We start from the raw sequence: 12,473 nt of genomic DNA, 5'->3' as shown, positions 1-12,473 counted from the left end.
GCCTGCTAGTGCATGGATAGTGATGGGAGCACTGAGCGAACCACGATAACGACAGGATCGCAGCGTGCGCCAGCGAAGGTAACGGCCATTTCACGGCGTGAAGCCGCCTCACCAGCGCCGGCCTCCGAGTGGCGGCAACATGCAGTGAGCCAGTCCGTCAAGTGGTTCGAGCTGAAAGCGCTCGCGTCGCAGCCTTGGTGTGCTGCATCCTCCGGTTGATTCCGCAGCCAATTCCCGTCATTCGTCCACGCGACAGGACGGACATTCAGACGACAGGTCTTGTCGGCGCTTATCGCATCGCGCCTGCCAGGTTTTCCGCTTCGAGGCCGACGATCAGGTCGAACTCGCCGTTGGTCAGGGACTGTGTCGCGGGCACGCCGGCCGCCTTCAAAGCGGCGGTGTCGAGCTGTGAGGCGTCGGACAGCACGACGCGCAGGCGCGTGGCCGCAAGCGCCTCGAGCTGCTTGATGTTGGCGGCGCCGCCGAGCGCTGCGCGGATTTTCTCCGCCCGAGCGTTCTGCTGCGTTGGGTTGTGCGCCAAGGTCGCGGTGGACGCGGCCGGAGCCACGGCTTCGGTGACAGGCGTTCCGCCCGCTGCGAGGTCGGCTTCGCTGCCAGCCGTCTTCAGGTATTCCTGCATGTCGGTCTTCATGTTTTCCGACAACGGCCCAAAGATCGCCTGCACTCCGTTGCCGACCCGCACGACACCCGCGGCACCGAGCGCCTTGAGCTTGCCCTCGTTGACGAGTGCCGGGTCTTTCACCGAGATGCGCAGACGCGTGATGCAGGCATCCAGGCTGTCGATGTTGGAACGGCCGCCGAAGGCGAGCACCAGTTCGCGCGAGCGTCCGCCGACGCCGGCCGTGCTGAGCGCGGCGGTTTCGACGATGTCGTCCTCGCGACCCGGCGTCTTGAGGTTGAACCTCGTGATCACGAAGCGAAACACGCCGTAGTAAATCACCGCGTAGACCGGACCGAGGACGAAGACATACCACGCATGCGTCGCCTTGTTGCCGATCAGGTTGAACATCAGGAAGTCGATGCCGCCCTGCGAGAAGGTGAAGCCCATGCGCATGCCGAGCGTGTTGGCGACGAACTGCGCCGTCGCCACGAGACACGCGTGAATCAGGTAGAGGACCGGGGCGACGAACAGGAACGCGAACTCGATCGGCTCGGTGATGCCGGTGAGAAACGAGGTCAGCGCGGCGGAGACCATCATGCCGCCGACGGCGACCTTCTTCTCGGGCTTCGCGCAGTGCCAGATTGCGATCGCGGCGGCCGGCAGGCCGAACATCTTGAACAGGAACGCGCCCGCGAGGATGCCGGCGGTGGGGTCGCCCGCAAAGAAGCGGTTGATGTCGCCATGGACCGTCTTGCCGTTGGTCGGGTCCAGGTAGCTGCCCGCCTCGAAGAAGAACGGCACGTTCCAGATGTGGTGCAGGCCGAACGGGATCAGCAGACGCTCGACGAAGCCGTAGATCGTCGCCGCCGTGCGCGGGTCGGACACCGCCGCCCAGTGCGAGAAGGCCTTGATTACGCCGCCGATCGGCGGCCACACGAAGGACAGAATGGCGCCGAGCACGATCGAGCCGATCGCGGTCACGATGGGCACGAAGCGCTTGCCGGCGAAGAAGCCGAGATAGGCCGGCAGCGCGATCTTGTAGTAGCGATTGAACATCCACGCGGCGAGACCTCCGGCCAGAATGCCGCCGAACACGCCGGTCTGGATCGACGGAATGCCCATGATCGTGTCGGGCTCGATGCCCTGGGCCTTGGCAATCACGCCCAAGGTCGCGGTCATCACGAGATAGCCGATCGTTGCGGCGATGCCCGAGACGCCGTCGTTCTCGGTGAAGCCGAGCGCGACGCCGATCGCGAAGATCAGCGGCAGGTTGGCGAAAATCACGTCGCCCGCGTTCTTCATCAGCGCGAGCACCATGAGCGGCACGTAACCGTGGAAATCGGTCGCGCCGAGGCCGAGCAGCAGGCCGGCCACCGGGAGCACCGCGACCGGCAGCATCAATGACTTGCCGACTTTCTGCAAGACTCCGAAGGCATGCTTGAACATGGCGGCTCTCCTCTCGATCCGTTTATTCGGCGAAGGGGGCAAGCAGGGCGCGGACTTCAGCGGCGGTGCCGAGGCGCAGCGCGTCGGCGGCGAGCTGGCGCGCCTTGTCCATCGTCAGCCGCGCAAGCTGGGCCTTGATCGAACCGACCGCGGGAATGCTGACCGAAAGCTCGTCGACACCGAGGCCCGCGAGCACCGGCACGGCCATCGCATCCGAGGCGATGCCGCCGCAGACGCCGACCCATTTGCCGTGCTGGTGCGCGCCTTCGACCGTCATGCCGATCAGGCGCAACACCGCCGGGTGCAGCGCATCGGCTTGCCTGGCGAGCTTTGGATGCCCGCGGTCCATCGCGAGCGTGTATTGCGTGAGATCGTTCGTGCCGATCGAGAAGAAGTCGACTTCGCGCGCGAGCGGCCCGGCAATCAGCGCGGCAGCGGGCACTTCGATCATCACGCCGACCTTGACGCTGTTCGCGCGGTCGCCGGCTTCTTCCAGCAGGATCTTCTTTGCCGCGAGCACTTCCTCGATCGCGGCGACCATCGGGAACATCACATGCAGGTTGCCGATGGGCGCTGCGCGCAGAATCGCGCGCAACTGCGTGCGGAAAATCTCCGGACGCTCGAGGCTCACACGCACGCCGCGCAGGCCGAGGAACGGGTTGTCTTCCCTGGGTAGCGGCATGTAGGAGAGCGGTTTGTCGCCGCCCGTGTCGAGCGTGCGGATCACGAGCGGACGCTCGCGGCCGAGCGCTTCGGCCACCGCGCAATATTCGGCGGCCTGTTCGTCCTCGGACGGCGCGGTGTCGCGATCGTCGAAGAGGAACTCGGAGCGCAGCAGGCCCACCCCTTCGGCACCGGCCGCAACGGCATCGCGCGCCTCCGGCGCGTTGCGGATGTTCGCGACGACTTCGACGCGATGACCGTCGGCCGTCACTGCGAGCTTGTTCGCAGCGAGCTTCTCTTCTTCGCGCTTGACCGTCTGACGCCCGATGCGCTCGCGCGCCTTCTCGAGTTCCGCGGCGCTCGGGTTGCGCCGCAAGCTGCCATGCGAGCCGTCCAGCACGACGAGCGTGCCGTCGGCGAGTTGCAGCGCAGCCTCGTCGATCCCGCAGATGGCAGGGATACCGAGCGAGCGCGCGAGGATCGCGACGTGGCTCGTGGCACCGCCCGTCGTCGTGCAGAAGCCGAGCACCTTGCCGCGATCGAGCGAAGCGGTGTCGGACGGCGAGAGCTCCTCGGCGATCAGGATCGAGTCGGCGGGCACCGCGATCTGCGCCTGCTTCATGCCCGCTAGCAGCGCCAGCACACGCCGGCCAACGTCCCGGACGTCGCCCGCGCGCTCACGCAGCAGCGGATTGTCGAGCTTTTCGAGCGCGCTCGCCTGCTGCTCGAAAGCGGCGCGCCACGCAAAGCCCGCGCTCTTGCCTTCGCTGATGCGGCCGATCGCCATGCCGTTGAGATCGGGGTCTTCGAGCAGTTCCAGGTGCGCGTCGAGGATCTGCGCTTTCGACGGATCGGTGAGCTTCGCTTTAAGCGCCTCGATCTGCTGGCGCGCTACGTGGTGAGCCGCTTCGAGCCGCGCCCGTTCGCGCTGCGGCGCTTCGCCGGCTTCCTTGACGTCGATGACTTGCTGGCGGAACTGCACGATTTTGCCGACTGCGAGTCCAGGCGAGGCCGATACGCCGGTGAGTTCGTCAGCGTCGGCAGGCTGCGCGCGTTTGGCGACGGCGGGCTCACTGGCGGATGCAAGGTCCGCCGGTGCGGGGGCGGGCGCGTCGCCGGGCTGCTCGCCCGAACCTCCAGCGAGCAGACGCGCAAGCGCGCCAGCGGCTTGCGCCGCGTCGGGACCGGCGGCCTGGACGCGCACCTTGTCGCCGAACTTCGTCGCGAGCCCCATGATGGACACGATCGACTTGGCGTTCGCACTGTCGCTGCCGCGCAGCAGGCGGATGTCGGACTCGTACTTCTTCGCTGCACCGGCGAAGACCGCGGCGGGCCGTGCATGCATGCCCGCGGGATTGGGCAGGGTGACTTCGTCGGAGAGGATTGCGCCGGCCGTGCCGGTCGCGCCGGTCGTATGCTCTTCGACCGCTTCACCGACCAGTTCAACCGACAGTGCAACGTCCTTGCCCGCAGTGACGAGGCCTTTGGCGGCCACGTAGCGCGTTACCAGATCGCCGTTGGCGATCACCATCTGGGTCAGCAGGCTCGTCGCCTTGGCGCCGACGAAGACAGGATCGAAACGGATCAGAGGCTGGCCCGTCGCAACGATGTCGCCTTGCTTGACCAGCGGGGTGAAGCCTTCGCCACGCAGCAACACGGTGTCGAGCCCGATGTGGAGCAGCACTTCGAGCCCGCTATCGCCGGTGATCGTCACGGCGTGGCTGGAACTGTGCAGTTGCGTGACCTTGCCGGAGAGCGGCGAGCGCAGCTCATCCGAAGTCGGGTCGATTGAAACACCGTCGCCGACCATCTTCTGCGCGAAGACGGGATCGGGCACGCTTTCGAGCGGCACCATGACGCCCGAGAGTGGTGCCGACAACTCGATGCGTAGTGGACGCTGAGGAGCTTTCATCTGCGCGACTCCGTTTGACGCTCGGCTGAAACGTTGTGATCTGGGCGGCGCGAGCCCGGACTTCGCTGGCGCGGATGAGCATGGGATCAGGGAGCCATCGGTGTAGGGTGAAACCCTAGACTGGCCGGGGTTCTGCGCTGCGAGGTACTCGAACCGGCCTAGCTGAATCATAGGCAACGACTTTGTGATTTGCTGCCCAAATGACGCAACGTGCGCCGTCGCTACGCGAGCGCTGACGTTTGACGCGGCACGCATATTGAACGGTCCTGCTGCATTCAGGCGGCCGGCTATCCGCTTGCTGCCCACGTTCCAGAACGTGCTTGGCCACCGCAAAAAACATCCAGTCTGGGAGATCTGGCGCGTTCACAAAAAGTTCATCAAGGTCAAAGAACAATAAAACGTTCTGTGCTGCGCCATGGATAAGACGACCAACACAATTTTTCCGCTGCGCGCGGATTCTGCTCGCCGACGTCGAGACACTGCGTGGAACTCGCAAAACGTCAAATGGAAGACCGCGCTATTGAGCAGACTAAGGCCGACTGCTTTTATTATTTTACAGACTAAGTATTCCTTATCATCCGGACTGTCTTCGGGCCTCAAGCCATGTCGCCGCAGTACCTGTCGCACTTGCAATTTGCACCTCGTAAAGTATTCTGCGATGTTGAATGTCTTTCAGCTGCTCATGGCAATCTGGATGTAGAGAGACCGCCGACAGGCGCGACGCGGCCCGAGAACTCCAGAGAAGCGTCGATGCAGCGCGCCAGTTGCACAGCACAGTCCTTCGTATGAGGCTGCATGTTCAGGAGACTTCGCTATGGGCAAGCATCCCGCTTCGGGCGCTTCACAACAGGCTGCCCTCAACTCCAACGAACTTCGGCTGATTGATGCCTGGTGGCGCGCGTGCAATTACCTGTCGGTCGGCATGATCTACCTGATTGACAACCCGTTGCTGCGGGAGCCGCTGAAGGCCGAGCACGTGAAGCAGCGTCTGCTCGGGCATTGGGGTGCGAGTCCGGCGCTTTCGTTTGTCTGGGCGCATTTGAACCGGGTCATCAAGCGCGACGACCTGGACGTGATCTTCATGGCCGGCCCCGGACATGGCGCCCCCGGCGTGCTCGGCCCCGCCTATCTGGAAGGCACCTACTCGGAGGTGTATCCGGACAAGAGCGAAGATGCAGAAGGCATGCAGAAGTTCTTCAAGCAATTTTCGTTTCCGGGCCACATCGGCTCGCATGTCACGCCGGAGACGCCCGGCTCGATCCATGAGGGCGGCGAACTGGGCTACAGCCTGTCGCATGCGTACGGCGCCGCGCTCGATAACCCTGAGCTCATCGTTGCGTGCGTGGTCGGCGATGGCGAGGCGGAGACTGGGCCGCTTGCCACGGCCTGGCATTCGAACAAATTCGTCAATCCCGCTCGCGACGGGACCGTCTTGCCGATTCTCAATCTGAATGGCTACAAGATCGCCAACCCGACCGTCCTCGCGCGCATCAGTCACGAGGAACTCGAGGCGCTATTCGTGGGCTATGGCTACAAGCCGTTTTTCGTCGAAGGGTCGGACCATGCGGAGATGCACCAGAAGATGGCCAGCACGCTTGACGCCGTCGTTGCGGAGATCCGCGCGATCCATGACAAGGCGCGCGCTGGCGGCCAGGTCGAGCGGCCGCGCTGGCCGATGATCGTGCTGCGTACGCCCAAAGGGTGGACCGGACCCAAAGAGGTCAACGGCCACAAGGCCGAGGGCTCGTGGCGATCGCATCAGGTGCCGTTCTCCGACGTACGTGACAATCCTGCGAACCTCGGGCTTCTGGAAAGCTGGCTGCGCAGTTACAAGGCCGAGGAACTGTTTGATTCCGACGGGCGGTTGATCCCGGAACTGCGAGCCCTCGCGCCGGTGGGACCACGGCGCATCAGCGCCAATCCGCATGCCAACGGCGGAGTGTTGCGCAGGGAGTTGAAGCTGCCCGATTTCCGTGCCTACGCGGTCGACTTCAGTCACGCGGGCAAGGTGCTGCACGAGAACACCCGGCCGCTCGGCGAATTCCTGCGCGACACCATGCGCGAGAACATGACCACCTTCCGCGTGTTCGGCCCCGACGAGACGGCTTCCAACCGGCTCCAATCCATCTACGAGGTCAGCAAGAAGATCTGGATGGCCGACCTGCTGCCCGAAGACGAGGACGGCGGGGAATTGACGCGCGACGGCCGGGTGATGGAAATGCTCTCCGAGCATACGCTGGTGGGATGGCTCGAGGGCTACCTGCTTTCCGGGCGGCACGGTTTCTTCCATACGTACGAGGCATTTGCGCATGTGGTGGATTCGATGTTCAACCAGCATGCGAAATGGCTGGACATCTGCAAGAACCATGTACCGTGGCGCGCGTCGGTGTCGTCGCAGAACATCCTGTTGTCGTCGACCGTGTGGCGGCAGGATCACAACGGCTTCTCGCATCAAGACCCCGGCTTCATCGACCTCGTGACCAACAAGAGCCCGTCCGTCACGCGCGTCTACCTGCCGCCGGACGCGAATACGCTGCTGGTGGTGGCCGATCACTGTTTGCGCTCGACCGACTGCATCAACGTCATCGTGGCGGACAAGCAGAAGCACCTGCAGTTCACCACGATAGACGAAGCGATCGTGCACTGCGCGAAGGGTCTGGGCGTCTGGCGGCGCGCGAGCAGCGACGAGGGCGAGGAACCGGACGTCGTGATGGCCTCGTGTGGCGATGTCGCCACTCAGGAATCGCTGGCGGCGACGGCCATTTTGCGCGAGCGCTTGCCCGAGCTCAAGCTGCGCTTCGTGAACGTGGTGGACCTGTTCAGGATGCAGCCGGCGAGCGAGCACCCGCATGGCTCGACCGCGCGCGAGTTCGACAGTCTGTTCACGGTGGACAAGCCGGTGATCTTCAACTTCCACGGCTACCCGTGGTTGATCCACAAGCTCGCCTATCGCTTCCGCAATCACAAGCATCTGCACGTACGCGGTTACAAGGAGAAGGGCAACATCAATACGCCGCTCGAACTCGCGATCCTGAATCAGGTTGACCGGTTCAATCTGGTGATCGATGTTCTCGATCGCGTGCCGCGATTACAGGGCAGGACGGCGCATCTCAGGGAAGACATGACGAACGCGATTATCAGCAACCTGAACTATGCCCACACGCACGGCATCGACCGCGCCGAGATTACCGACTGGGTTTGGCCAGACTGAGTGTTGGAGGGAAAAGACCATGGCCGCCGACCCCACCGCCAACCCGTCCCACAGCGCCGGACCCGCGCGCAGCGCAATGGATGCCGACGCGCTGCAACGCGACATCGTTGATAACCTTATCTACCGGCAAGCCCGCTATCCGGCCATTGCCTCTGCGCACCACTGGTACATGGCGCTTGCCTACAGCGTGCGCGACCGTATGTTGGAACGCTGGGTGGCGACTGTCCAAACTTATGCCGCACGCGAGGTGAGGCTAGCCTGCTATCTGTCCGCTGAGTTTCTGATCGGGCCGCAGCTCGGCAACAACCTTGTCAACCTGGGCATCGAGGGCAACGCGCGCGCGGCCATGCAGGCGCTCGGTCAAGACTTCGACACTGTGCTTGCCCAGGAGGAAGAGCCGGGGCTCGGCAACGGCGGGCTCGGGCGGCTCGCAGCCTGTTACCTGGACTCGCTCGCCACGCTTGAAATACCGGCGATAGGCTATGGCATCCGCTACGAGTTCGGCATCTTCGATCAGGAGATCCGCGATGCCTGGCAGGTGGAAGTGACCGACAAGTGGCTACAGATGGGCAACCCGTGGGAGATCGTGCGCCCGGACGTGACGTACTATGTGGCCTTCGGCGGGCACACGGAGCACCAGACCGACGCGCAGGGCCGCCTTCGGGTGCGCTGGATCCCGGCGAACAAGGTCAAGGGCGTGGCCTGCGACATCCCGATGCTCGGCTTTCGCGTCAACACGTGCAACACGTTGAGGCTATGGAAGAGCGAGGCGGTCGAGTCGTTCGATTTGCAAGACTTCAATGCCGGCGACTACTACCAGGCCGTGCAGGAAAAGGTGATCTCCGAAACGCTCTCCAAGGTGCTTTACCCGAATGATGAGCCGGAAGCGGGCAAGCGCCTGCGCCTTGCGCAGCAATACTTCTTCGTCTCGTGCTCGCTGCAGGACATGCTGCGCCTGCTCGATCTCAAGGGCGAGACGACGAGCCGCTTCGCGGACATGTTCGCGGCGCAACTGAACGACACTCATCCATCCATTGCTGTCGCCGAGCTGATGCGGCTGCTGGTGGACGAGCGGCAACTGCCTTGGGACGACGCCTGGGAGATCACCCGGCGCACGCTGGCCTATACCAACCATACGCTGCTGCCCGAAGCACTCGAGACCTGGGGGCTGCCACTCTTTCAAAGCCTGCTGCCGCGTCTGCTGGAGATCATTGTCGAGATCAACCGCCGGTTTCTCGACGAGGTCCGGCAACGCTACGCCGGCGACGAGGCGCGCGCCGCGCGAATGTCGCTGATCGACGAGCGCGGCGAGAAGCTCGTGCGCATGGCCCACCTGGCGAGCGTCGGCAGCCATGCGGTGAACGGCGTGGCCGCGCTGCATTCCGCACTCCTTAAGCAGACCGTGCTGCGAGACTTTGCCGAGCTCTGGCCCGAGCGCTTTTACAACGTCACCAACGGCGTCACGCCACGCCGCTTCATGCTGCTTTGCAATCCGGAGCTCGCGCGGCTGCTGGACGAAACAGTCGGGAAGGATTGGATTGCCGACCTCACACGGCTTCATGGACTCGAAGCGCATGCCGACGATGCAGCCTTCCAGGAGCGGTGGCGGCGCGTCAAACTATCGAACAAGGAAGCGCTGGCGGCGCGTATCCGCAGCGCGATGGGCATCGTCGTCGACCCCGGCGCGCTGTTCGACATTCAGGTCAAGCGGATCCACGAGTACAAGCGCCAGCACCTGAACGCGCTCTTCATCATCGGCCTCTATCAACGCCTGCGGAACAATCCCCAACTGACGCACGCGCCCCGTTGCTTCGTGTTCGGCGGCAAGGCGGCACCGGGCTACGCGATGGCCAAGCTGATCATCCGCCTGATCAATGGCGTGGCCGAAGTGGTCAACAACGACTCCGCGGTGAACGATCGACTGAAAGTCGTGTTCATTCCCGACTTCAACGTCAAGAACGCTCACTTCATCTATCCGGCGGCGGACCTCTCCGAGCAGATCTCGACGGCCGGCAAGGAGGCATCGGGCACCGGCAACATGAAGTTCATGATGAACGGTGCGTTGACAATCGGCACGCTGGATGGCGCCAACGTCGAGATCCGCGAGGAAGCTGGCGAGGAGAATTTCTTTCTTTTCGGTCTGAATGCGGATCAGGTCGAACGCGTCAAGCGCGACGGCTATCGCCCTGCAGACTATGCGAACGGGAACGCCGAATTGCGTGACGTGCTGAAGCTGATCGCCGACGGCCAATTCTCGCGTGGCGACCGCGAGATGTTCCGGCCGCTGGTGGACAACCTGCTGCAAGCCGATCCGTTCCTCGTGCTAGCCGACTACGCTGACTACGTCGCGTGCCAGGAACGCGTGAGCGCCGCATGGCAGGACGCGCGCCGCTGGACCCGTATGTCCATCCTCAACACTGCACGCGCGGGCAAGTTCTCGTCGGACCGCGCAATCGGCGAGTACTGCGAGCAGATCTGGAAGATCCGCCCGGTGAGAATCCCCCTTGAGCAACGCTGAGCCTGGCCAGGCCCCGGGCTATTCGGTCGGACCCGGATCGCGGTTCCCACCGGGTGCCACGGTGGTGCCGGGAGGCATCAACTTTTGCGTCTTCGCCCGCCACGCCACACGGGTGGAACTCCTCTTGTACGCCACCCCGGGCAGCCCTGAGCCGTTTCAGGTCATCGCGCTGAAGCCCGAATGCAACCGGACGTTCTTTTACTGGCATGTGCTGATGGTGGGCCTGCCATTGCACACCTGCTACACATGGCGCGTTGACGGACCTCAGGACACGGAACACACGGGCTACGCGTTCGATCCGCGCAGGGAGCTCCTCGACCCGTATGCGCGTGCGGTGTGCGACAACCTGTGGAAGCGTCCTGGTGCCGCCGAACCATTCGAAGCCGGCCACGCGTCGCACCGCGCAATTGTGGCGGAGCCTGTATCCGCGTGCGGTCCACGGGTTTTCCGCGGGCTGGACGACGCAGTCGTCTATGAACTGCATGTTGGCGGCTTCACCCGCGATCGGTCGAGTGGTGTGAGGTATCCCGGAACCTTTGCCGGCTTGATCGAGAAGATTCCCTACCTCGAACAGCTGGGTGTGACCCACGTCGAGCTTCTCCCGGTGATGGCCTTCGACGAGCAGGATGTTGCGCCGGCGGCCGCAGCCAAAGGGCTGACCAACTACTGGGGTTACAGCACGCACAGCTACTACAGCCCGCATCCCCGCTATTGCGTCGAGCCGGCACGCGCTCCCCGGGAATTCCGCGCGCTCACGGACGCACTGCATGGCGCGGGCATTGGCGTGTTGCTCGACGTGGTCTTTAACCACACGGCGGAAGGGGGCGCATCCGGGCCGGTAATCAATTTCAAGGGCCTCGCGAATGACATCTTCTATCACCTGGACATCGGCGACCGGCGCCGCTACCGGGACTACACCGGCTGCGGCAACACCGTCAATTGCAATCACCCTCTGGTGACGGCGTTCATTGTCCGGTGCCTCGAATACTGGGTGGAAGAACTGGGTGTGGACGGCTTCCGCTTTGATCTGGCCAGCGTCTTCGCGCGCGATCAGCGTGGCGATCTCATGAGCGATCCGCCGCTGCCTTGGGCAATCGAGTCTTCGCGGATACTCTCGCACGTGCCGCTGATCGCCGAAGCGTGGGATGCAGGCGGGCTCTATCACGTCGGCGCTTTCCCAGGCATGGCCTGGGCCGAATGGAACGGCCGCTACCGGGACGCGATCCGCCGCTTCGTGCGCGGTGACCCCGGAATCGTCGGCGAGCTTGCCACCTGCATCGCGGGGAGCTCGGACCTGTATGCGGACAATGGCAGGTTGCCGGCCAACAGCGTCAACTTCGTCACCTGCCATGACGGTTTCACGTTGAACGATCTCGTGAGCTACAACGAAAAGCACAACGAGGCCAACGGCGAGGAGAACCGCGATGGCAGCAACGACAACCTGTCATGGAACTGCGGTGCCGAAGGCGAAACGGACGACGCGGAAATTCTTCGCCTGCGTCGTCGGCAGGCGCGCAACCTGATGGCCATCCTGTTTCTGAGCCAGGGCGTGCCCATGATCCTGGCTGGCGACGAAATGCTGCGCAGCCAGCGCGGCAACAACAACTGCTATTGCCAGAACAACGCGCTCTCCTGGATCGACTGGCGCTTGACGGACGCGGCCTCGGGCATGCCGCGTTTCGTGCGTGAGCTGATTGCGCTGCGCAAGCGCCACGCCAGTCTGCACCGGCGACGTTTCCTCACTGGCCGGCCGTCGTCCGGCCAAACGCAGCCGGATGTGGTCTGGCACGGCGAACGCCTGAACGAGCCCGGCTGGCATGATCCGGGTACGCGGTTGCTGGTCTTCACGCTCGGCGGCGAAGTGCGTGGGGAGCCTGCGTTGCACGTGGTTCTGAACATGGACGATTGCGCGCGCCAGCTTGACTTACCCGTGCTCAACGGGCGACGCTGGCGCCGGATCGTCGACACGGCGCGGGATAGTCCTCATGACATCGTTCCTGTCGTGCAGCAGGCTACGATCGAGTCCGGAGAGTGTCGTGCCGAGGCGCGCAGCGTCGTGGTCCTCGAAGCAATCTGAACGGGCTGGCAGCGGCGTCGCCGC

Annotated in this window: 5 protein-coding genes; 3 read left to right on the top strand and 2 right to left on the bottom strand. The window is 63.9% G+C overall.

The window, feature by feature from the left end:
• Nucleotides 1-289: 289 nt before the first annotated feature.
• Together ptsG and ptsP are read right to left on the bottom strand one after the other, a co-directional pair.
• On the bottom strand, nucleotides 290-2,068 hold the full coding sequence (gene ptsG, locus HV744_RS07135; protein WP_175148837.1) for a PTS glucose transporter subunit IIBC: 1,779 nt from the start codon (nucleotides 2,066-2,068) through the stop codon (nucleotides 290-292).
• 22 nt (nucleotides 2,069-2,090) lie between these two features.
• Entirely contained in the window at nucleotides 2,091-4,643 is a 2,553-nt protein-coding gene (ptsP, locus tag HV744_RS07130) for a phosphoenolpyruvate--protein phosphotransferase (RefSeq protein WP_175148962.1), read from the bottom strand.
• Nucleotides 4,644-5,457: 814 nt separating this feature from the next.
• On the opposite strand from ptsP, the gene HV744_RS07125 reads away from it, so the two are divergent.
• From HV744_RS07125 to glgX, 3 genes are read left to right on the top strand one after another with little or no spacing between them, the layout of a single operon-like run.
• On the top strand, nucleotides 5,458-7,854 hold the full coding sequence (locus HV744_RS07125; RefSeq protein ID WP_175148836.1) for a phosphoketolase family protein: 2,397 nt from the start codon (nucleotides 5,458-5,460) through the stop codon (nucleotides 7,852-7,854).
• A gap of 19 nt (nucleotides 7,855-7,873) precedes the next feature.
• Nucleotides 7,874-10,372 (top strand): glycogen/starch/alpha-glucan phosphorylase, encoded by a 2,499-nt coding sequence (locus HV744_RS07120; protein ID WP_175148835.1) that lies wholly within the window; start codon nucleotides 7,874-7,876, stop codon nucleotides 10,370-10,372.
• Nucleotides 10,359-12,449, top strand: a complete 2,091-nt coding sequence (gene glgX, locus HV744_RS07115; RefSeq protein WP_175148834.1) for a glycogen debranching protein GlgX — start codon at nucleotides 10,359-10,361, stop codon at nucleotides 12,447-12,449. The genes HV744_RS07120 and glgX overlap by 14 nt, the downstream gene beginning before the upstream one ends.
• Nucleotides 12,450-12,473: the final 24 nt, after the last annotated feature.

It is taken from the genome of Paraburkholderia ultramafica (assembly GCF_902859915.1).
GTDB lineage: Bacteria > Pseudomonadota > Gammaproteobacteria > Burkholderiales > Burkholderiaceae > Paraburkholderia > Paraburkholderia ultramafica.
Note: the sequence above shows the minus strand (reverse complement) of the source record. Positions and strands in the feature narration are given on the sequence as shown.

What these genes read in the sequence shown, in the direction of transcription:
- ptsP (WP_175148962.1), bottom strand. Translation starts at nt 4,643, where the DNA reads ATGAAAGCTCCTCAGCGTCCACTACGCATCGAGTTGTCGGCACCACTC.
- ptsG (WP_175148837.1), bottom strand. Translation starts at nt 2,068, where the DNA reads ATGTTCAAGCATGCCTTCGGAGTCTTGCAGAAAGTCGGCAAGTCATTG.
- HV744_RS07120 (WP_175148835.1), top strand. Translation starts at nt 7,874, where the DNA reads ATGGCCGCCGACCCCACCGCCAACCCGTCCCACAGCGCCGGACCCGCG.
- HV744_RS07125 (WP_175148836.1), top strand. Translation starts at nt 5,458, where the DNA reads ATGGGCAAGCATCCCGCTTCGGGCGCTTCACAACAGGCTGCCCTCAAC.